This is a genomic window from Streptomyces sp. SolWspMP-5a-2 (assembly GCF_900091845.1).
In the GTDB taxonomy this organism is placed as follows: domain Bacteria; phylum Actinomycetota; class Actinomycetes; order Streptomycetales; family Streptomycetaceae; genus Streptomyces; species Streptomyces doudnae.
Map to the genome: position 1 here is coordinate 1 of NZ_FMCI01000317.1, position 21380 is coordinate 21380.

General features: G+C 70.2%; 22 protein-coding genes and 1 pseudogene. 2 read left to right on the forward strand and 21 right to left on the reverse strand.

Going from position 1 to position 21380, the window contains the following annotated elements; all coding sequences use genetic code 11:
• The 3 genes and pseudogenes from GA0115242_RS31090 to GA0115242_RS31100 all read right to left on the reverse strand — a co-directional run.
• Positions 1-263: pseudogene (locus GA0115242_RS31090) on the reverse strand (ATP-binding protein); the annotation flags it as partial.
• Between the two features lie 224 nt (positions 264-487).
• Entirely contained in the window at positions 488-811 is a 324-nt protein-coding gene (locus tag GA0115242_RS31095; RefSeq protein ID WP_093834399.1) for an STAS domain-containing protein, read from the reverse strand.
• Positions 812-1006: 195 nt separating this feature from the next.
• Positions 1007-1855: a 3-hydroxyacyl-CoA dehydrogenase family protein gene (locus GA0115242_RS31100; RefSeq protein WP_093834401.1), complete on the reverse strand. Its 849-nt coding sequence runs from the start codon at positions 1853-1855 to the stop codon at positions 1007-1009.
• A gap of 254 nt (positions 1856-2109) precedes the next feature.
• Between GA0115242_RS31100 and GA0115242_RS31105 the strand changes: the two genes are divergently transcribed.
• Entirely contained in the window at positions 2110-2682 is a 573-nt protein-coding gene (locus GA0115242_RS31105) for a cob(I)yrinic acid a,c-diamide adenosyltransferase (protein WP_093834403.1), read from the forward strand.
• Between the two features lie 233 nt (positions 2683-2915).
• A complete protein-coding gene (locus tag GA0115242_RS31110) occupies positions 2916-4739 on the forward strand; it encodes a glycoside hydrolase family 18 chitinase (protein ID WP_093834405.1) in 1824 nt (607 codons plus the stop codon).
• A 48-nt stretch (positions 4740-4787) separates the two neighbouring features.
• Here the strand turns inward: GA0115242_RS31110 and GA0115242_RS31115 are convergent, their stop codons facing one another.
• The 18 genes from GA0115242_RS31115 to GA0115242_RS31200 form a co-directional block, all read right to left on the reverse strand.
• Complete coding sequence (locus GA0115242_RS31115; RefSeq protein WP_093834407.1) at positions 4788-5234, reverse strand: DUF2550 domain-containing protein; 447 nt, start codon at positions 5232-5234, stop codon at positions 4788-4790.
• Positions 5235-5374: 140 nt separating this feature from the next.
• Complete coding sequence (locus GA0115242_RS31120) at positions 5375-5746, reverse strand: F0F1 ATP synthase subunit epsilon (protein ID WP_093834409.1); 372 nt, start codon at positions 5744-5746, stop codon at positions 5375-5377.
• A 106-nt stretch (positions 5747-5852) separates the two neighbouring features.
• On the reverse strand, positions 5853-7289 hold the full coding sequence (gene atpD / locus GA0115242_RS31125; RefSeq protein WP_093834411.1) for a F0F1 ATP synthase subunit beta: 1437 nt from the start codon (positions 7287-7289) through the stop codon (positions 5853-5855).
• A complete protein-coding gene (locus tag GA0115242_RS31130; RefSeq protein ID WP_093834413.1) occupies positions 7289-8206 on the reverse strand; it encodes a F0F1 ATP synthase subunit gamma in 918 nt (305 codons plus the stop codon). Before GA0115242_RS31130 ends, atpD begins: the two co-directional genes overlap by 1 nt.
• Before the next feature lie 21 nt (positions 8207-8227).
• Positions 8228-9817 (reverse strand): F0F1 ATP synthase subunit alpha, encoded by a 1590-nt coding sequence (gene atpA / locus GA0115242_RS31135; RefSeq protein ID WP_093834415.1) that lies wholly within the window; start codon positions 9815-9817, stop codon positions 8228-8230.
• Between the two features lie 125 nt (positions 9818-9942).
• Positions 9943-10758: a F0F1 ATP synthase subunit delta gene (locus tag GA0115242_RS31140; protein WP_093834417.1), complete on the reverse strand. Its 816-nt coding sequence runs from the start codon at positions 10756-10758 to the stop codon at positions 9943-9945.
• The gene (locus GA0115242_RS31145) at positions 10755-11309 is read right to left on the reverse strand and encodes a F0F1 ATP synthase subunit B (RefSeq protein ID WP_093834419.1); all 555 of its coding nucleotides are present in this window, start codon (positions 11307-11309) and stop codon (positions 10755-10757) included. The genes GA0115242_RS31140 and GA0115242_RS31145 overlap by 4 nt, the downstream gene beginning before the upstream one ends.
• 44 nt (positions 11310-11353) lie before the next feature.
• On the reverse strand, positions 11354-11584 hold the full coding sequence (atpE, locus tag GA0115242_RS31150) for an ATP synthase F0 subunit C (RefSeq protein WP_024884520.1): 231 nt from the start codon (positions 11582-11584) through the stop codon (positions 11354-11356).
• 74 nt (positions 11585-11658) lie between these two features.
• The gene (gene atpB / locus GA0115242_RS31155) at positions 11659-12480 is read right to left on the reverse strand and encodes a F0F1 ATP synthase subunit A (RefSeq protein WP_093834421.1); all 822 of its coding nucleotides are present in this window, start codon (positions 12478-12480) and stop codon (positions 11659-11661) included.
• 225 nt (positions 12481-12705) lie between these two features.
• A complete protein-coding gene (locus GA0115242_RS31160) occupies positions 12706-13119 on the reverse strand; it encodes a hypothetical protein (protein ID WP_093834423.1) in 414 nt (137 codons plus the stop codon).
• A gap of 300 nt (positions 13120-13419) precedes the next feature.
• A complete protein-coding gene (locus GA0115242_RS31165) occupies positions 13420-14805 on the reverse strand; it encodes an MraY family glycosyltransferase (RefSeq protein WP_256089799.1) in 1386 nt (461 codons plus the stop codon).
• A gap of 214 nt (positions 14806-15019) precedes the next feature.
• A complete protein-coding gene (gene glyA / locus GA0115242_RS31170) occupies positions 15020-16264 on the reverse strand; it encodes a serine hydroxymethyltransferase (protein ID WP_093834425.1) in 1245 nt (414 codons plus the stop codon).
• 70 nt (positions 16265-16334) lie between these two features.
• Positions 16335-17030 carry an arsenate reductase/protein-tyrosine-phosphatase family protein gene (locus GA0115242_RS31175; protein ID WP_093834427.1) on the reverse strand — a complete coding sequence of 232 codons (696 nt, stop codon included), beginning with the start codon at positions 17028-17030 and terminating at the stop codon, positions 16335-16337.
• Positions 17027-17674 (reverse strand): L-threonylcarbamoyladenylate synthase, encoded by a 648-nt coding sequence (locus GA0115242_RS31180; protein WP_093834430.1) that lies wholly within the window; start codon positions 17672-17674, stop codon positions 17027-17029. The genes GA0115242_RS31175 and GA0115242_RS31180 overlap by 4 nt, the downstream gene beginning before the upstream one ends.
• 52 nt (positions 17675-17726) lie before the next feature.
• Entirely contained in the window at positions 17727-18572 is an 846-nt protein-coding gene (prmC, locus tag GA0115242_RS31185; RefSeq protein WP_093834432.1) for a peptide chain release factor N(5)-glutamine methyltransferase, read from the reverse strand.
• Between the two features lie 44 nt (positions 18573-18616).
• Positions 18617-19693: a peptide chain release factor 1 gene (gene prfA, locus GA0115242_RS31190; RefSeq protein ID WP_093834434.1), complete on the reverse strand. Its 1077-nt coding sequence runs from the start codon at positions 19691-19693 to the stop codon at positions 18617-18619.
• A 106-nt stretch (positions 19694-19799) separates the two neighbouring features.
• Positions 19800-20024, reverse strand: a complete 225-nt coding sequence (gene rpmE, locus GA0115242_RS31195) for a 50S ribosomal protein L31 (RefSeq protein ID WP_093834436.1) — start codon at positions 20022-20024, stop codon at positions 19800-19802.
• Between the two features lie 209 nt (positions 20025-20233).
• Positions 20234-21373: an LCP family protein gene (locus tag GA0115242_RS31200; protein WP_093834438.1), complete on the reverse strand. Its 1140-nt coding sequence runs from the start codon at positions 21371-21373 to the stop codon at positions 20234-20236.
• Positions 21374-21380: the final 7 nt, after the last annotated feature.

Consider the following 21380-nt stretch of genomic DNA (forward strand, 5'->3'; position numbering starts at 1 on the left):
CGGTCGGCCTCGGCGCGGTCGGCGGCGGTGCGCTTGACCGGGCGCGCGGGGCGTTCGCCGGGCGGGCAGGCGGCTATCTCGCTGCCGTCCACCGGGTTGACGGTGAGCAGGTGCTCGCCCGCGATCAGCCGGGTGGTGCGGGCCGGTGCGGGCGACGGCGAGGCGAAGTCGGTGGTGAGGGGTTCCCTGGGCGGGCGCGGGCGCGGCATGGCGCCGTCGCCGTCCTGGCCGTACTCCTCGGGTTCCCGGTCGATCGGGTCCATAGGTCCAAGCCCCCCAAAAGCGTCGTGTGCGGAAGTCCCTCCCGGCCTTGCTGCACACTGCGCTGTCGCTTCTGGTCCGGGCCCGCTCACGGGGTTGTGGGCAGCGGGCGCCCCGAACCCTAGACCGTGTTCAGTATCCACGACAGCCCGGGGTGCCGTACCGCCCGAGACGTCACGGTCTCAGCGGGATTGGGCACGACGTGACGTTTCGCCGGGGTGCGGGGTCAGACGCGGGGCAGCGACTCCAGGCCGATGCCGCCCTCGATGGCGAGGATGCGGTGCAGCCGGGTGGCCACCAGCAGGCGCTGCATCTGCGGGGGTACGTCGCGCAGCACCAGGCGCCGGCCGCACCGGCCGGCGCGGCGGTGGACGCCCATGATCACCCCGAGCCCGGTGGCGTCCCACGAGTCGAGTTCGGACAGGTCCAGGACCAGGTCGCCGACTCCGTCGTCGACGGCCGTGTGCAGGACCGTACGGGCGTCCGCCGCGCTGCGGACGTCGAGGCGGCCCCCGACGACCAGCTCGACGTGGTCGCCCCTGATGTGCATATGCGCTCCCGTGGATGCGGTGGCGTACTCCATGGCGGTGACTGTGACTGTGCAACGTCTGACTGCTTCCGCGGCCAACTGGTTGCCGTCTGTAAGCGAACCGATACCGAATTCACCCCTGCGGGTGATGCTTTCGGGGAGTGTGCGGTTTCCCGGCGGTCCGTACCGGCGCGCCGGTACGTCCGCGCCGGTCGTTCAGTACGTGTAGAAGCCCTGCCCGCTCTTGCGGCCGATGTCACCGGCGTCAACCATCCGGCGCATCAGCTCGGGCGGCGCGAACTTCTCGTCCTGGGACTCGGCGTAGATGTTGCCCGCCGCGTGCAGCAGGATGTCGACGCCGGTGAGGTCGGCCGTGGCCAGCGGGCCCATCGCGTGGCCGAAGCCGAGCCTGCAGGCGAGGTCGATGTCCTCGGCGGTGGCGACGCCCGACTCGTGGAGCTTGACGGCCTCGACGACGAGCGCCGAGATGAGACGGGTCGTCACGAACCCGGCGACGTCGCGGTTGACGACGATGCAGGTCTTGCCCGTCGACTCGGCGAACTCCCGTGCGGTGGCCAGGGTCCGGTCGCTGGTCTTGTAGCCGCGCACCAGCTCGACGAGCTGCATCATCGGCACCGGCGAGAAGAAGTGCACCCCCACGACCCGCTCCGGGTGCGCGGTGGCCGCCGCGATCTTGGTGATGGGGATCGCGGAGGTGTTGGAGGCCAGCACGGCGTCCTCGCGCACGAGGGTGTCGAGCGCGCGGAAGATCTCGTGCTTGACCTCCAGCTTCTCGAACACGGCCTCGACCACGAGGTCGGCGTCCGCGACCGCGTCCAGGTCGGTGGTGGTGGTGATGCGGGCGAGGGCGGCGTCGGCGTCGTGCGCCTCCATCCGGCCCTTGGCCACGAACTTGTCGTAGGAGGCCTTGATGCCGTCGGTGCCGCGCTTCAGCGCCTCGTCGGTGACATCGCGCAGCACGACGTCCCAACCGGCCTGGGCGGACACCTGGGCGATCCCGGACCCCATGAGTCCGGCGCCGATGACGGCAAGCTTCCGTGCCACTGTGCGACTCCCCTTTGAAACGCGCTGCACGCTGACGGTACGGCTGTCTTCGGATATCTCTCCTGCCGCGGACCCTAGCGTCCATGACGTCCTGTGTGACCGGTTAGTAACGCGCGTCACGTCTCAACTGGCGGACATCACACCGACGTGGTCCACCGGGCGCCCCGGACGGCGTAGTTGACGGGACGTCGGCGTTGGGCCGCCCGGCGGACACGGCCCCGCACCGGCGGCCGGGCCCTCACTACGCTGGCCGCATGGTCAATCTGACGCGCATCTACACCAGGACCGGCGACCAGGGCACCACGGCGCTCGGGGACATGAGCCGGGTCCCGAAGACCGACCCGCGGATCGCGGCGTACGCCGACGCCAACGAGGCCAACGCGGCGATCGGCACCGCCGTCGCCCTGGGCCGCCCCGCCGAGGACGTCACCGCCGTCCTCACCCGGGTGCAGAACGACCTGTTCGACGTCGGCGCCGACCTGTGCACCCCGGTCGTCGCGGAGCCCGAGTACCCGCCGCTGCGCGTCGAGCAGTTCTACATCGACCGGCTGGAGGCGGACTGCGACCGCTTCAACGAGGAGCTGGAGAAGCTCCGTTCGTTCATCCTGCCCGGCGGCACCCCGGCCGCGGCCCTGATCCACCAGGCGTGCACGGTCGTCCGCCGGGCCGAACGCTCCACCTGGACGGCCCTGGAGACGCACGGCGAGACGATGAACCCGCTCACCGCGACCTATCTGAACCGGCTGTCGGACCTGCTGTTCATCCTGGCCCGCACGGCGAACAAGGAGGCCGGGGACGTGCTGTGGGTGCCGGGCGGCGAGCGCTGACCGCCCACGGGGGCGCGGCAGGTGTCATCGGGGCGCGGGCGGGGCATGACCCGGCCTGACGGCGGGGGCGGGTCCAAACGGGCCCGGCCGTAGGCGAGTTGGGGAACGACCCGAACCTCTCGGGTAGTGGTCCAGACCTATTGACCTATGGTCCAGACCTTTCTATTCTCGCGGCACCGTGGGCGCGAAGGCTCAGTCGCGCCCCCAACCCCCTTTCACCGAGGGAGGCGCGCATGCGCTTCAGACACAGAGCCGCGGCCGGGTTCGCGACCCTGTTGCTCCCCCTGGCGGGCCTGGTCGGTCTGGCGAGCCCCGCAGAGGCCGCGACCACCGCCACCGCCACCTACACCAAGTCCAGCGACTGGGGCACCGGATTCGGCGGCCAGTGGACCGTCAAGAACACCGGCACCAGCGCCATCGCCTCGTGGACCGTCGAGTGGGACTTCCCCTCCGGCACGTCCGTCACCTCGGCCTGGGACGCGGACGTCACCTCGTCCGGCACCCACTGGACCGCCAAGAACAAGTCGTACAACGGCAGCATCGCCCCCGGTGCCTCCGTCTCCTTCGGCTTCAACGGCGCCGGCTCCGGCTCGCCCTCCAACTGCAAGCTCAACGGCAGCAGTTGTGACGGCACCTCGGTCCCCGGCGACTCCGCGCCCTCCGCCCCCGGCACCCCCACCGCGTCCGCGATCACCGACACCTCGGTGAAGCTGAGCTGGTCGGCCGCCACCGACGACAAGGGCGTCAAGAACTACGACGTGCTCCGCGACGGCGCCAAGGTCGCCACCGTGACGACGACCTCGTACACGGACACCGGCCTCACCGCGGGCACCGACTACTCGTACACCGTGCAGGCCCGCGACACCGCCGACCAGACCGGACCGGTCAGCGGCGCGGTCGCGGTGCACACCACGGGCGGCGGCACCACTCCCCCGCCCACCGGTGACAAGGTCAAGCTCGGCTACTTCACCGAGTGGGGCATCTACGGCCGCAACTACAACGTCAAGAACCTGGTGACGTCCGGCTCGGCCGCGAAGATCACGCACATCAACTACGCCTTCGGCAACGTCACCGGCGGCAAGTGCGCGATCGGCGACTCCTACGCCGACTACGACAAGGCGTTCACCGCCGACCAGTCGGTCAGCGGCACCGCCGACACCTGGGACCAGCCGCTGCGCGGCAACTTCAACCAGCTTCGGCAGCTGAAGGCCAAGTACCCGAAGATCAAGGTGCTGTGGTCCTTCGGCGGCTGGACCTGGTCCGGCGGCTTCGGCGAGGCGGCCAAGAACCCGGCGGCGTTCGCGCAGTCCTGCTACGACCTGGTCGAGGACCCGCGCTGGGCCGACGTCTTCGACGGCATCGACATCGACTGGGAGTACCCGAACGCCTGCGGCCTGACCTGCGACACCAGCGGCGCCGCGGCCTACAAGAACCTGATGCAGGCCCTGCGCGCCAAGTTCGGCACGGGCAACCTGGTCACCGCGGCCACCACCGCGGACGGCACCAGCGGCGGCAAGGTCGACGCGGCCGACTACGGCGGCGCCGCCCAGTACGTCGACTGGTACAACGTGATGACGTACGACTTCTTCGGCGCCTGGGACGCGCAGGGCCCGACCGCCCCGCACTCCCCGCTCACCTCGTACACCGGCATCCCGAAGGCCGGGTTCACCACGGCCGACGCGATGGCCAAGTTCAAGGCGGCGGGCGTGCCCGCGAAGAAGCTCCTCATCGGCATCGGCTTCTACGGCCGCGGCTGGACCGGCGTCACCCAGGACGCCCCCGGCGGCACCGCCACCGGACCCGCGGCGGGCACCTACGAGCAGGGCATCGAGGACTACAAGGTCCTCAAGACGTCCTGCCCGGCGACCGGCACCGTGGCGGGCACCGCCTACGCGAAGTGCGGCTCCAACTGGTGGTCGTACGACACCCCGGCGACCATCGGGACGAAGATGGCGTGGGCCAAGACCCAGGGTCTGGGCGGCGCGTTCTTCTGGGAGTTCAGCGGCGACACCGGCAACGGTGAGCTGGTGAGCGCCATCAGCAGCGGCCTGCAGTAGGCGGACCGCTCCGGACGGCACTCCGCCCGGTCGGCAGGTGAACCGCGGCTATGCCACGTTCACCCGCTGGCCGGGCGGAGCCGCTTCGAGCCAGGCGAGGAAACCGGTGAGGGCGTCCTCGCCCATCGCGAGTTCCAGGCGGGTGCCCCGATGCAGACAGGTGAGGACGACGGCGTCGGAGAGCAGCGCCAGTTCCTCCTCCCCCTCGGGCAACCGGCGGCCGGCGACCTCGATCGCCGCGCGCTCCAGCACCCGGCGCGGCCGGTAGGCGTAGGAGAAGACCCGGTACCACTCGATCCGGTCCCCGCTGTAGCGGGCGACCCCGTAGCTCCAGCCCTTGCCGCTGGTGTCGGGTTTCTCGGGCACGTCCCAGCGCAGCGAACAGTCGAAGGTGCCACCGGAGCGCTGGATGAGTCTGCGGCGCAGGCCGAAGACGAACAGCCCCACCACCACGACGGCGACGACGGTTCCGCACACAGTCAGAGCGAGGACCATCGGCACCGACCTCCTCGTCTCCTAGGTACCCGTGCGGGTAACGGAAAGGAAAAACATCCAGATCTGCCTCAGCCGCGGTCGGCTCCGGATGGCTCCGGTGCCGACCGCGGCTGAGTGACGTCATCACATGGTGCGCTGGTTCAACGCGCCGCCGCACGCAGTCGTACGTCGGCGCGACGCTCGGCGGTGGCGTCGCCCTCGGTCTTCGCACGCTCCAGCTCGCGCTCGGCGCGCTGGACGTCGATCTCGTCGGACAGCTCGGCGACCTCGGCCAGCAACGACAGCTTGTCGTCGGCGAACGAGATGAAACCGCCGTGCACCGCGGCGACGACCGTGCCACCGTCACTCGTACGGATGGTCACCGGGCCCGACTCCAGCACACCGAGCAGCGGCTGGTGACCGGGCATGACGCCGATGTCGCCGGACGTGGTGCGCGCGACGACCAGGGTGGCCTCGCCGGACCAGACCTCTCGGTCGGCCGCGACCAGCGCGACGTGCAGCTCAGCAGCCATGAGTGGCTCCTCGGGTCACCACCCGGCGTCTGCCGGGTGTTGGTTACAAGTCTAGTGGGCGTGGCAGAGGGGCGGGACGCGCCCGCCCCCTCGACGAGCTCAGGGCTCAGGAGACGCCCAGCTCCTTGGCGTTGGCCTTGAGGTCCTCGATGCCACCGCACATGAAGAACGCCTGCTCCGGGAAGTGGTCGTACTCGCCGTCGATGATCGCGTTGAAGGCCGTGATCGACTCGTCCAGCGGGACGTCCGACCCGTCGACGCCGGTGAACTGCTTGGCGACGTGGGTGTTCTGGGACAGGAAGCGCTCCACGCGACGGGCACGGTGGACGACGAGCTTGTCCTCTTCGCCCAGCTCGTCGATACCGAGGATCGCGATGATGTCCTGGAGGTCCTTGTACTTCTGCAGGACCGTCTTGACGCGCATGGCGGCGTCGTAGTGCTCCTGCGCGATGTAGCGCGGGTCCAGGATCCGGGACGTGGAGTCCAGCGGGTCCACGGCCGGGTAGATGCCCTTCTCGGAGATCGGACGGGAGAGCACCGTCGTCGCGTCGAGGTGGGCGAAGGTGGTGGCCGGGGCCGGGTCGGTCAGGTCGTCCGCGGGGACGTAGATCGCCTGCATCGAGGTGATCGAGTGACCGCGGGTCGAGGTGATGCGCTCCTGGAGGAGACCCATCTCGTCGGCCAGGTTCGGCTGGTAGCCCACCGCGGAGGGCATACGGCCGAGCAGGGTCGAGACCTCGGAACCGGCCTGCGTGAAGCGGAAGATGTTGTCGATGAAGAACAGCACGTCCTGCTTCTGGACGTCACGGAAGTACTCGGCCATGGTGAGGCCGGCCAGCGCGACGCGCAGACGGGTGCCCGGCGGCTCGTCCATCTGACCGAAGACCAGGGCGGTCTTGTCGATGACGCCCGACTCGGACATCTCCTCGATGAGGTCGTTGCCCTCACGGGTGCGCTCGCCGACACCGGCGAACACGGAGACACCGTCGTGGTTGTTGGCGACGCGGTAGATCATCTCCTGGATGAGCACCGTCTTGCCGACACCGGCACCACCGAACAGACCGATCTTGCCGCCCTTGACGTACGGGGTCAGCAGGTCGATGACCTTGACGCCGGTCTCGAACATCTCGGTCTTCGACTCGAGCTCGTCGAAGTTCGGGGCCTTGCGGTGGATCGGCCAGCGCTCGCCGTCGTACTTCTCGTCGACGTTGAGCACCTCACCCAGGGTGTTGAAGACCTTGCCCTTGGTGAAGTCGCCGACCGGCACGGCGATGGCGGAGCCCGTGTCGGTCACCGCGGCCTGGCGGACCAGACCGTCGGTCGGCTGCATCGAGATGGTGCGGACCAGGCCGTCACCCAGGTGCTGGGCGACCTCCAGGGTCAGCGTCTTCCTCTCGCCGTCCTTCGCCGGGTCGGCGACCTCGACGTGCAGCGCGTTGTAGATGTCCGGCATCGCGTCGACGGGGAACTCCACGTCGACGACCGGGCCGATGACCCGGGCGACGCGGCCCGTGGCCGTCGCGGTCTCAACAGTGGTGGTCATTAGCGGTCACTCCCCGCGGTCGCGTCGGCCAGGGCGCTGGCGCCACCGACGATCTCGCTGATTTCCTGGGTGATTTCGGCCTGGCGGGCCGCGTTGGCAAGACGGGAGAGCGTCTCGATGAGCTCACCCGCGTTGTCGGTCGCCGACTTCATCGCGCGCCGCGTGGCGGCGTGCTTCGAAGCGGCCGACTGGAGCAGCGCGTTGTAGACGCGGCTCTCGACGTAGCGCGGCAGCAGGGCGTCGAGGACGTCCTCCGCCGACGGCTCGAAGTCGAACAGCGGGAGGATCTCGCCCTTGGGGGCTGCTTCCTTCGCCACGTCCTCGAGACTGAGCGGCAGCAGACGGTCATCGAGAGCCGTCTGCGTCATCATCGAGACGAACTCGGTGAAGACGATGTGGATCTCGTCCACACCACCGTCCGCCGTGTCCTTCTCGATCGCCTCGATCAGCGGCGCCGCGACCTTCTTGGCGTCCGCGTACGTCGGCTCGTCGGTGAACCCGCTCCACGAATCCGCGACCTTGCGCTCACGGAAGTTGTAGTGGGCGAGGCCGCGGCGGCCGACGACGTAGATCTCGACCTCCTTGCCCTCCCGCTCCAGGCGCCCGGTCAGCTGCTCGGCAGCCTTGATGGCGTTGGAGTTGAAGGCACCGGCGAGACCGCGGTCGCTCGTCAGGAGCAGCACCGCGGACCGCACGACCGTGTCGGCCTGCGTGGTCAGCGGGTGCTTCGTGTTCGAGCCGGTACCGACCGCCGTCACCGCGCGGGTCAGTTCCTTCGCGTACGGCGTGGAGGCCGCCACCTTGCGCTGCGCCTTGACGACACGCGAGGCGGCGATCATCTCCATCGCCTTGGTGATCTTCTTGGTCGCGGTGACGGATCGGATGCGACGCTTGTAGACCCGGAGCTGGGCTCCCATGAGTCAGGTCCCTTCCTTACGTCACTTGGCCGCGGCCGGGGCGTCCTCGCCGAGAAGCTGGCCGTCCGAGGTCTCGAACTGCTTCTTGAAGTCGGCGATCGCGTCGGCAATGGCGGTGAGGGTGTCGTCCGACATCTTGCCGCCCTCGCGGATGGAGGTCATGAGGCCCTGCTCCTTGCGGTGCAGGTACTCCAGGAGCTCCTTCTCGAAGCGGCGGATGTCGGCGACCGGCACCTCGTCCATCCTGCCGGTGGTGCCGGCCCACACCGAGACGACCTGGTCCTCGGTCGACATCGGCTGGTACTGGGCCTGCTTCAGCAGCTCGACCATGCGCTGACCGCGCTCGAGCTGCGACTTCGAGGCCGCGTCCAGGTCGGAACCGAAGGCGGCGAACGCCTCCAGCTCACGGAACTGGGCGAGGTCCACGCGCAGTCGGCCGGAGACCTGCTTCATCGCCTTGTGCTGCGCGGAACCACCGACTCGGGAGACGGAGATACCGACGTTCAGCGCGGGGCGCTGACCGGCGTTGAAGAGGTCCGACTCCAGGAAGCACTGGCCGTCGGTGATGGAGATGACGTTGGTCGGGATGAACGCCGAGACGTCGTTGGCCTTCGTCTCGACGATCGGCAGACCGGTCATCGATCCGGCACCCTCGGCGTCGGAGAGCTTGGCGCAGCGCTCCAGCAGACGCGAGTGCAGGTAGAAGACGTCGCCCGGGTAGGCCTCACGGCCCGGCGGGCGGCGCAGCAGCAGCGACACGGCGCGGTAGGCGTCGGCCTGCTTCGACAGGTCGTCGAAGATGATCAGGACGTGCTTGCCCTCGTACATCCACTGCTGGCCGATGGCCGAGCCGGTGTACGGCGCGAGGTACTTGAAGCCGGCCGGGTCGGACGCCGGGGCCGCCACGATCGTCGTGTACTCCAGCGCGCCGTTCTCCTCCAGCGCGCCGCGCACGGACGCGATGGTGGAGCCCTTCTGGCCGATGGCGACGTAGATGCAGCGGACCTGCTTGTTCGGGTCGCCGGTGCGCCAGTTGTCCCGCTGGTTGATGATCGTGTCGACGGCCAGGGCGGTCTTGCCGGTCTGGCGGTCGCCGATGATCAGCTGACGCTGGCCGCGGCCGACCGGGGTCATGGCGTCGACGGCCTTGTAGCCGGTCTCCATCGGCTCGTGCACCGACTTGCGCTGCATGACCGTGGGGGCCTGAAGTTCCAGCGCGCGGCGGCCGGACGTCTCGATCTCGCCGAGGCCGTCGATCGGGTTGCCGAGCGGGTCGACGACGCGGCCGAGGTAACCCTCGCCGACCGCGACGGAGAGGACCTCACCGGTGCGCTGCACCGGCTGACCCTCCTCGATGCCGCTGAACTCACCGAGGACGATGGCGCCGATCTCGCGCTCTTCCAGGTTCAGCGCGAGGCCGAGGGTGCCGTCCTCGAACTTCAGCAGTTCGTTGGCCATGGCCGAGGGGAGGCCCTCGACCTTCGCGATGCCGTCGCCGGCAAGGGTGACCGTACCGACCTCCTCGCGCGAGGCCGCGTCCGGCTTGTACGACTGGACGAAGTCCTCCAGCGCGTCCCGGATCTCCTCCGGCCGGATCGTGAGCTCCGCCATCTGGGTTCCCTGCTCTCCTTGTTGGGCCCGAAGTTTCACTTTGGGGGTCTGGGGGCGACCCCCAGGATTCTTCTGCACGGCCCAACCAGGGCCGTAGTGATTCGTACTGCGTATTGAGTTGCTGTTCAGCTCGCCAGGCGGCGGCCGGCGTCCTCGATACGGTCCGCGAGGGAGCCGTTGATGACCTCGTCGCCGACCTGCACCCGCACTCCGCCGACGACCTCGGGGTCCACGTCGAGGTTGAGGTGCATCCGGCGGCCGTAGAGCTTCGCGAGGGCGGCGCCCAGGCGCTGCTTCTGCGGGTCGCTCAGCGGTACCGCCGAGGTGACGACGGCGACCATGCGGTCCCGGCGTTCCGCGGCCAGCCGGGACAGGGACTCGAGTCCCGACTCCAGGCTACGTCCACGGGGCGCGGTGACCAGTCGCGTGACCAGCCGCTCGGTGACGGCCTTCGCCCGGCCGCCGAGCAGCCGGTGCAGCAGCTCGGCCTTGGCCGCGGTGGTGGCCTTGCGGTCGGTGAGCGCGGCACGCAGACCCGTGCTGGAGGAGACGATCCGGCCGAACCGGAACAGCTCGTCCTCGACGTCGTCGAGCGTGGCCGCGCGCTCCGCGGCGGTGAGGTCCGCGATGTTCGCCAGTTCCTCCAGGGCGTCCACCAGGTCGCGCGACTGCGACCAGCGGGAGCACACCAGGCCGGAGACCAGGTCGGCGGCGGGGCCGCCGACCTGGGTGCCGAGCAGACGCCGGACCAGCGCGGCCTTCGCCTCGCCGGCCTGCGCCGGGTCGGTGAGGACCCGGCGCAGGGACACCTCGCGGTCGAGCAGCGCGGTGACGGCGGCCAGCTCGTCGGCGAGCGTCCCGGCGTCGACGGAGGTGGAGTCCGTCAACGTGTCCAGACGCTCACGTGCGGCCGCCAGGGCCTCGCGGCTGGCGCCGTTCATCGGGCGGCCTCGGCCTTCGTCGCCTTCTCGTCGAGCTCGTCGAGGAAGCGGTCGATGACGCGGCTCTGCCGGGCGTGGTCCTCGAGGGACTCGCCGACGAGCTTGCCGGCCAGGTCGGTGGCGAGCTTGCCGACGTCCTGGCGCAGCGCGGACGCGGCTGCCTTGCGGTCGGCCGCGATCTGGGTGTGACCGGCGGCGACGATCTCCTCGCGCTGCCGCTGGCCTTCCGCGCGCATCTCGGCGATGAGCGTGGCGCCCTGCTCCTGTGCCTCCTGGCGCAGGCGCGCGGCCTCGTGGCGGGCCTCGGCGAGCTGTGCCTTGTACTGCTCAAGGACGCTCTGGGCCTCGGTCTGCGCGGCCTCGGCCTTCTCGATACCGCCCTCGATGGCCTCGCGACGCTGCTCCAGAACCTTGTTGATGTTCGGAAGAAGCTTCCAGGCGAGGAAGCCGAAGACGATGACGAAGGCGATCAGGCCGATGACGAGCTCGGGGATCGGCGGGACGAGGGGATTCTCCATCTCCTCGGCCGCCAGAATGAGCATCGAACTCATATCAGTGCCTTTCGTCTAGTGGGCTGTCGCTGATCGGCCGTGGACTACTTGCCGTAGACGAACGGCATGACCAGGCCGATGAGGGCGAGAGCCTCACAGAAGGCGAAGCCGAGGATCTGGTTGGCGCGGATCAGGCCGGCCGCTTCGGGCTGACGGGCCAGGGCCTGGGTGCCGTTGCCGAAGATGATGCCGACGCCGACGCCGGGGCCGATGGCGGCCAGGCCGTAACCGATGGAACCGAGCGAACCGGAGACGGCGGCAAGGGTCTGGGACATGCCAGTTCTTCCTTCTTCTTTACGGACCGGTGGGGGTTGGCCACCGGACGATCAGGGGGTAGGAGGCGGGACGCTCAGTGGTGCTCGGCGAGAGCGCCCTGGATGTAGGTGCACGTCAGCAGCACGAAGACGTACGCCTGCAGAGCCTGGATGAAGAGCTCGAAGGCCGTCATCACGATGGTCATGACGAAGCTGACGCCGGCGTAGGCGATCCCGATGCCGTTCAGCAGGTACCAGCTGGCGATCGTGAAGAGCAGCAGCAGCGTGTGGCCCGCGAACATGTTCGCGAAGAGCCGGACGGCGTGGGTGAAGGGGCGCACCAGCAGGTTCGAGAAGAACTCGATGAGCATGGCGAGCGGCAGCACCGCGCCGAGCGACTTGTCGTAGCCGGTGACGTTCTTGAAGAACCCGACGAATCCGTGGCGCTTGAAGGTCAGCGACACCCAGAGGATGTAGACGATCAGCGCGAGGACGAGCGGGTACGCGATGATCGACGTCACCGGGAACTGGGCGAGCGGGATGACCGACCAGAGGTTCATCATCCAGACGAAGAAGAACAGCGAGACGATCAGGGGGACGTACTTCTCGCCCTCCTTCTTGCCGATCGTCTCGTAGACGACTCCGCGCCGGATGAAGTCGTAGCCGGTCTCGGCCACCATCTGGAGCTTGCCGGGGACGACCTTCGGCTTGCGGAAGGCGGCCCAGAAGAATCCGACGATGATGATCGAACCGAGCAGGGCCAGCAGCATCGTCTTGTTGAAGTAGACGTTGCTGTCGCCGTCGCCCCAGAGGGGCTCGAACAGGAACGAGTGCAGGCCCGGAGCGGGGAAGCCACAGCCGTCGAAGATGTGGCAGTCGGTCTCGAAGGCGAGCACCTGCGTCGGGTCAGCACTCACCGCGGGCTCCTTCTGCGTGGCGCATGGGTACGGCAACCTCGTTGTGTCGGCGCGGCACAGGGCCGCGGTTCGGCACCGGACTGGTGTTACGGATGTGGGTGCGGCTTGGGGGCATCTCGCCTCGCGATTGAGCAGGCGTCAGCTCAGATGCCCGCGCCCGCGATGCCGCAGTTGGCACCGGACGATAGCAGGGTCTCTCATGCGCACTTATCCCGGCCCTACCCCTCACGACGAGTGCCCCGACTTCTCGGGCTCGACGTAGAGGATCTTGGCCTTCATGTGAGCACGCGTCTGCGCACCGATCCAGGCGAGGGTGGTGGCGACGAGCGTGAGAGCGAAGGCCTTGGGGTTGAACAACGTCGTGTCCTTGAAGAGCGCGACGAAGATGAACAGCAGCAGGATCTGCGCCGAGTACAGCATCAGTCCCATCGCCTGGAACAGGTGCGGAAGCGATACGGCGGTGCGCTGGAGGACGTAGAGCCCGAGCCCCATGAAGACGATCACGATGAGCGTCGCGACGACCGCGCCGACCGCGCCCTCGCCACCGGCGACCACGGCGCTGACGACGGCGGCGAGCGCGCCGACGACAGCCGTGGGCACGGCGGCCTGGGCCAGGTTCCGGGCGTCATTGGACGGCATGGCGGCAACTCCGCTTTCGCAGGGGGGCAGGGTGTCGTCATGGACGAGCGTAATCCCGGAGCGAGAGAGAACCTCACGCCAATGGGCCGTCGCACTGCGGCCCTTCGGCTCTGTCCGGGGGTTCTCGTGAACCGTATCACAAACTATTTGATGCGGTCTTTACCAAGTGGGTGTGCCTGCTGTCACACATGAGAGTGACAGTGCGCGTCTGCGCGGAAACAGGGGTAACTTGTCTGGTATTCGGGAGGTTTACTCCCCCACGAGTTGGCAATGCTCTCGTCAGATTCTTACCTTGCCGGGTCAGCGCGACGATGACGGCGAGGACGGCGCGGGAGGCACCGCGGGAGCGGCCGGGCCCGAGGGCGCGGCGTCCGCCCCGCGCCGCTCCAGGAACCGCGTACGGCCCCCCACGGCGGTCGCCCCGTTGAAGCGCGCGGCCCCCGCGGCCACGGGAGTTCGGGACGCGTCGGCACTCTCCTGCGCCACCTCCCCCACGGGCGGCGGCACTTCGCGGGCGACGGCCCTGCGGCGGCGGTAGCGCGGCGGCACGAAGGACTCGGCCCAGCGCGGGGCCCGCGGGGTGAAGCGCGGCAGCAGGAGCAGCACCAGACCGATCGCGCTGAGGAACACGATCCCCAACACGATCCACATGGAAGCCGAGTTGACCGAGTAGGCGAGCGCGCCGAAGGCGATCAGCGCCGACCAGAAGTACATGATCAGCACCGCCCTGCTGTGCGAGTGGCCGATCTCCAGGAGCCGGTGGTGCAGGTGCCCGCGGTCCGCGGCGAACGGCGACTGGCCGCGCCAGGTCCTGCGCACGATCGCCAGCACCAGGTCGGCGGCCGGGACCGCGATGATCGTCAGGGGCATCAGCAGCGGGATGTAGACCGGCACCATCTGGTGGACGGTGCTGCGCTCGGAGCCGCCGAAGAGGTTGTCCGGATCGACCTGCCCCGTGACGGAGATCGCACCCGCGGCCAGCACCAGGCCGATCAGCATCGACCCGGAGTCGCCCATGAAGATCCGCGCCGGGTGCATGTTGTGCGGCAGGAAGCCCAGGCACATGCCCATCAGGATGGTCGCGAAGAGCGTCGCGGGAGCCGCGGCCTCGATGCCGTACGAGTACCAGATGCGGTACGTGTACATGAAGAACGCGGCCGACGCGATGGTCACCATCCCGGCCGCGAGACCGTCCAGGCCGTCGACGAAGTTCACCGCGTTGATCGTGATGACGACGAGCGCCACCGTGAGCAGGGTGCCCTGCCACTGGGTGAGCGCGACGGTGCCGACGGTCGGCACGGGCAGCCACAGGATGGTGAGCCCCTGCATGACCATCACGCCGGCGGCGATCATCTGGCCGCCCAGCTTCAGCAGGGCGTCGATCTCGAACTTGTCGTCCAGCACGCCGATCAGCCAGATCAGGGCGGCGCCGGAGAGCAGCGCCCGCGGCTCGTTCGACTTCTCGAAGACCTCGTTCAGGTTGGTCAGCTTGTCCGCGACCAGCAGGCCCGCGCAGAGCCCGAAGAACATCGCGATCCCGCCGAGCCGCGGAGTCGGTTCCCGGTGCACGTCACGGGACCTGATCTCCGGCATCGCTCCGGCCACGATCGCGAATTTCCGTACCGGCCCTGTCAGCAGATACGTCACCGCGGCCGTGATGCAGAGCGTCAGCAGGTATTCACGCACGGGCTTCCCCACAGGTCTCGCTGGCCATCTCAGCCCCACACACTAGCGATCTACCGGCACGCGGCGCATATGTGTGGGGACTACCGGGTAGCGACGATGGTTGCACGGGTGGCTGTGCGTCCGCGCACAGCGGTCGCCTCCGACGGCGCCGCCCACTCCGTGTCACCGGGCCCGCGCCGGGCCCGCGCCGCACACCGTACCCGCTCGCCGCGGGTCAGCCCGGGTAGGGCGGGAACGCGGTGACCAGTTCCCGCACCTCCGCGCGGGCCCGCCGCGCCTCCACCCGGCCGCGCAGCACCCCCGCGACGAGGGCCGCGACGCCCGCCATCTCCCGCTCGCGCATCCCCTGGGTGGTCACGGCGGCGGTGCCCAGGCGCAGGCCGCGCTCGTCCGCTCGGGGCAGCGGGCAGGAGTCCAGCACGATCCCGGCGGCGGCCAGCACCGCCCGCGCCTCCCGGCCGCCGACGCCCAGCGGCGCGGGGTCGGCGGTGATCAGGTGGGTGTCCGTGCCGCCCGTCGTCACCACCAGCCCCTCCTGCCCGAGCCCGGCCGCCAGCACCCGCGCGTTGGCCACCACCTGGTGGGCGTACCCGGCGAAGGCGGGGGTGGCCGCCTCCCCGAAGGCGACGGCCTTGGCGGCGATCGTGTGCATCTGCGCACCGCCCTGGGTGAACGGGAACACCGCCCGGTCCACCCGCTCCGCGAGGTCCTCGCCGCACAGGATCATCCCGCCGCGCGGCCCGCGCAGCACCTTGTGGGTGGTGGCGCAGACGATGTCCGCGTACGGCACCGGGCTCGGCGCGGCTCCCCCGGCGATCAGCCCCATCGGGTGCGCCGCGTCCGCGATCAGATACGCGCCGACCTCGTCGGCGACGTCCCGGAACAGGGCGTAGTCGATGTGCCGCGGGTAGGCGATCGAGCCGCAGACGATGGCCTTGGGGCGGTGCGCGCGGGCCAGGGCGCGCAGCTGCTCGTGGTCGATCAGACCGGTGTCGGGGTGGACGCGGTAGCCGACGAAGTCGAACCAGCGGCCGGAGAAGTTGGCGGGCGACCCGTGCGTGAGGTGGCCGCCGTGGGGCAGGCCGAGGGCCAGGACGGTGTCGCCCGGCCGCAGCAGGGCCGCGTAGGCGGCGAGGACCGCGGAGGAGCCCGAGTGCGGCTGGACGTTGGCGTGCGCGGCGCCGAAGAGGGCCGTCGCCCGGTCGCGGGCGATCCGCTCGGCGACGTCGACGATCTCGCAGCCGCCGTGGTGGCGGGCGCCGGGGTAGCCCTCGGCGTACTTGTTGGCGAGCGGCGAGCCGAGGGCGGCCAGCACGGCGGGCGAGGTGAAGTTCTCGGCGGCGATCAGCTGGAGCGTGGTCGACTGCCGTGCCGTCTCCCCCAGCAGCACTCCGGCCAGCTCCGGGTCCTGGCGGCGCAGGACGTCGGTGGCGGCGGCGGGGGTGCGGGTGACCGGCATGAGGGGCTCCGGGCGTCGACGGTGACGTACGTCCAATGTAGGCCCGGGGCGGGTGGGGTGCGCGGTGTCGTCACATCCGGGCGGGGACGCCGGTGAGAGCGGTGACCACCGGGTCGAGGGCCTGGTGTATCTCGTCGCCGATGGAGCGGAAGAACGGCAGCGGGGCGCCGTAGGGGTCGTGCACCTCGTCGGCGTCGGCGGTGGGCGCGAGGAGCCAGCCGCGCAGCGCGGCGGCGGCCCGGACCAGGGCGCGGGCGCGGATCACCAGGCCGTCCTCCAGGGGCGGCAGGGTGGCGGTGTCGATGGCCCGCACGAGGCGGGTGAACTCCTTCAGGGTGAAGGTGCGCAGGCCCGCGGAGTGGCCCATGGAGATGACCTGGGCGCGGTGGTCGCGGGTCGCGGTGAGCACCAGGTCGGCCATGATGACGTGCTCGTCGAGCAGCTCCCGGCCGACGAACCCGGAGGCGTCGGCGCCGAAGTCGGCGAGGACCGCCTCGGCGTTGGCCTCCATGGGAGCGCCCTCGTGGCCCCAGGTGCCCGCGCTCTCCACGACCAGGCCGCCCATGGGGCTCCCCCCGGCGGGGCCGGGGTGGGGGCCGCCGAGCCGGTCCGCGAGGGCATGCCGGTTCAGCCGCTCGGTGATCGGCGAGCGGCACACGTTGCCGGTGCTGACGTGGAGGATGCGGAAGGTGTCACGCGGCAGCCCCGTGAAGGTCCGCGTCTCTTCCCCGTCCCATATGCCACGCCCCGCGTCAGGGGCCGTCAATTCGCCACCTCGAGGTCGGGTACGACCTTCCGCAGCTGCTCCGCCGTCAGGGCGCCGGCCCGCAGCAGCACCGGGACCTGGCCGGTGACGTCGACGATCGACGACGGGACGTTGCCGGGCGTCGGGCCGCCGTCGAGGTAGACGGAGACGGAGTCGCCCAGCATGTTCTGGGCGGCCTCGCAGGTCTCCGGCGCGGGGTGGCCGGTGAGGTTGGCGGAGGAGACGGCCATCGGGCCGAACTCGGTCAGCAGCTCGATGGCGACGGGGTGCAGCGGCATCCGGATCGCGACCGTGCCCCGGGTGTCGCCGAGGTCCCACTGGAGGGACGGCTGGTGCTTGGCGACGAGGGTGAGCGCGCCCGGCCAGAAGGCGTCGACGAGTTCCCAGGCCAGCTCGGAGAAGTCGGTGACCAGGCCGTGCAGGGTGTTCGGGGAGCCGATGAGGACGGGCGTGGGCATGTTGCGGCCCCGGCCCTTGGCGGCGAGGAGGTCGACGACGGCCTCGGAGGAGAACGCGTCGGCGCCGATGCCGTACACCGTGTCGGTCGGGAGGACCACCAGTTCGCCACGGCGGACGGCGGACGCGGCCTCGCGCAGACCGGTCGTGCGGTCGGTCGCGTCGTTGGTGTCGTATCGCCGTGCCATATCTAGCGGGCCTCCTCGTACACGTGCTGCGGGATGGGGGTGGGGCGCGTGCTCACGGCAGCGCCTTGCGCGCGGTCGCGAAGCGCGGCCGGTTGTTGAGGTCGGGGTGGTCGGCAGCGTCGGCCCAGCCCCGTTCCTCGGTGAAGATCCACGGCACCTGGCCGCCCTGGGTGTCGGCGTGCTCGACGACGACGACCCCGCCGGGGCGCAGCAGGCGGTGCGCGGCCCGCTCCAGGCCGCGGATCAGGTCGAGCCCGTCCTCCCCCGAGAACAGGGCGAGTTGGGGGTCGTAGTCGCGGGCCTCGGGCGCGACGTACTCCCACTCGGTGAGCGGGATGTACGGCGGGTTGGAGACGACCAGGTCGACCTGGCCGTCGAGGTCGGGGAAGGCGTCGAGGGCGTTGCCCTGGCGCAGGTCGACCCGGGAGTCGGCCATGTTCTTGCGGGTCCACACCAGGGCGTCCTCGGACAGCTCCACGGCGTGCACGCGCGAGCGCGGCACCTCCTGGGCGAGGGCGAGCGCGATGGCGCCCGATCCGGTGCACAGGTCGACGATGAGCGGTTCGACGACGTCCATGGCGCGCACGGCGTCTATGGCCCAGCCGACCACCGACTCGGTCTCCGGCCTGGGCACGAAGACGCCGGGTCCGACCTGGAGCTCCAGGTAGCGGAAGTAGGCGCGCCCGGTGATGTGCTGGAGCGGCTCGCGCTGTTCGCGCCGGGCGATGACCTCCCAGTACCGGGCGTCGAAGTCCGGGTCCTTCACGGAGTGCAGCGCGCCCCGCTTCACACCGTGCACGAACGCGGCGAGTTCCTCCGCGTCGTTGCGCGGCGAGGGCACGCCGGCGTCGGCCAGCCGCTGGGTGGCCTGTGCCACCTCTGCGAGCAGCAGGTTCACGCAAGTCCTCCGTGTCGTACTCGTGCGCGGTGCGTCTGTCGTTCTTACGCGGCCGCCAGCTTCGCGGCCGAGTCGGCGTCGACGCAGGCCTGGATGACCGCGTCGAGGTCGCCGTCCAGGACCTGGTCGAGGTTGTAGGCCTTGAAGCCGACGCGGTGGTCCGAGAGGCGATTCTCCGGGAAGTTGTAGGTGCGGATCTTCTCGGAGCGGTCGACGGTGCGGACCTGGCTGCGGCGGGCGTCCGCGGCCTCCTTCTCCGCTTCCTCCTGCGCGGCCGCGAGCAGCCTGGAGCGCAGGATACGCATCGCCTGCTCCTTGTTCTGGAGCTGGCTCTTCTCGTTCTGGCAGGAGGCGACGACTCCGGTGGGGATGTGCGTGATGCGCACGGCGGAGTCCGTGGTGTTGACGGACTGCCCGCCGGGGCCCGAGGAGCGGTAGACGTCGATGCGCAGGTCGTTCGGGTTGATCTCGACGTCGACCTCCTCGGCCTCCGGGGTCACGAGGACACCGGCGGCGGAGGTGTGGATGCGGCCCTGGGACTCGGTCGCGGGCACCCGCTGCACGCGGTGCACCCCGCCCTCGTACTTCAGGCGGGCCCAGACGCCCTGGCCGGGCTCGGTGGCGCCCTGGCCGCCCTTGGTCTTCACGGCGACCTGGACGTCCTTGTAGCCGCCCAGCTCGGACTCGGTGGCGTCGATGATCTCGGTCTTCCAGCCGACCCGCTCCGCGTAGCGCAGGTACATCCGCAGCAGGTCCCCGGCGAAGAGCGCGGACTCGTCGCCGCCCGCGCCCGCCTTGACCTCCAGGATGACGTCCTTGTCGTCGCTGGGGTCGCGGGGGACGAGCAGCAGCCTGAGCTTCTCGGTGAGTTGCTCGCGCTGCTTGTCCAGCTCCTTGACCTCGGCGGCGAACTCCGGCTCCTCGGCGGCGAGTTCACGCGCGGTCTCGATGTCGTCGCCGGTCTGCTTCCAGGAGCGGTACGTGGCGACGATCGGGGTCAGCTCGGCGTAACGCTTGTTCAGCCTGCGCGCGTTGGCCTGGTCGGCGTGGACCGACGGGTCGGCGAGCTTCGTCTCCAGGTCGGCGTGCTCACCGACGAGTTCCTCGACGGCCTCGAACATCTTGGGCTCCTGAATACTGCGGGTGAGGGGCAGGCGGGCGACCAAAAACGCCGGTCCCGGCGCGCCCCGTGCGGGGCGCGTCCGTGGACCGGCGATATGGGGCTCGCTACTTCTTGGAGCCGGCGGCAGCCTTGCCGAAGCGGGCCTCGAAGCGGGCCACGCGGCCACCGGTGTCGAGGATCTTCTGCTTGCCCGTGTAGAACGGGTGGCACTCGGAGCAGACCTCGGCCCGGACGGTGCCGGAGTCGATGGTGCTACGGGTGGTGAACGAGGCGCCACAGGTGCAGCTGACCTGCGTCTCGACGTACTCGGGGTGGATGTCGCGCTTCAAGGTGTCTCCTAGGTTCGGGAGGGCGCCGGGTCGCAGCCGCGGGATGCGGAGGCGTGAACCGGAGCCGACGTACCAGTCTGCCAGGACTGGAGCCATCCCCCAAAACGGGGGGTCATGGTGATCTATTCCCCCGTGCCCCGCCGGAGCCCGCTCGCGCCGCGCCGCCCCGTTCCCGCTCCCCCGGCCCCGGGCGTTCGCCGCCGGGGGTGCTAGCCGCCGCCGACGACGCCCTGGGCCTCGCCCGTGGCGGCGCCCTCGGTGGCCGACCGCGGGACGGCCCGGTCGTTCTCCAGCGCCGTCCAGACCTGCCGGGCCTTGGCGTCCTCGACGAGGACCCGGTTGGGGTCGGCGGGGTCGTAGCGGACCGGCATGGTGACCATGGTCATGTGCGCGGAGGAGATGCCCTTGAGGCCCTCGGCGAAGGAGACCAGCGCGTTGACCGAGCCGAGGTCGGAGTCGGTGGTGACGGTCTTGGTGGCGGTGTCGGCGAGGCCGTAGAGCTTGGTGGGGTCGGTGAGCACCCCGATGCCCTTGACCCGGTCGACGAGGGCCTTGACGAAGGCCTGCTGGAGCTGGATGCGCCCGAGGTCGGAGCCGTCGCCGACGCCGTGCCGGGTGCGGACCAGGCCGAGGGCCTGCTGCCCGTCGAGGCGGTGGGTGCCCGCGGTCAGGTCGAGGTGGCTCTCGGGGTCCTCGATCGCCCGGGTGGTGGTGACGTCGACGCCGCCCAGCTCGTCGATCAGCTTCTGGAAGCCGCTGAAGTCGACCTCCAGGTAGTGGTCCATGCGGATGCCGGTGAGCGACTCGACGGTCTTGACGGCACAGGTGGCGCCGCCGGTGGAGTACGCGGAGTTGAACATGACCCCGGACGCGGCGGGGTGCTCGGTGCCCCCGGAGTCGGTGCAGGCGGGCCGGTCGACGAGGGTGTCGCGCGGGACGGAGACCACGGTGGCCTTCCGGTGGCCCTGGTAGACGTGCACGATCATCGCGGTGTCGGAGCGGGCGCTGCCGTCGTCGGCGCCGCCGCCGAGCCCCTTGTTGGCGCCGGAGCGGGAGTCCGAGCCGAGGACGAGGATGTTCTCCGAGCCGTTGTCGACCTTCTTGGGCCGGTCGGCGCCCAGGAGCTGGTTGATGTCGACGCTCCTGATGTTGCCGTTGAGCTTGTAGTAGACGTAACCGGCCCCGGTGCCGCCCAGCAGGACGATGCCCGCGGCGGTCCACGCCGTCACGAGCAGGGCCGTGCGGCGCCTGCTGCGCGGCCTGCGCCTGCGGCCCCTGCTGGGGCGTCGTGGGCCGGTGGGCCCGGTGGCGCCCGGTATGCCGGGCTCCGGCGTGCTCTCGGCGGACATGTGCTCC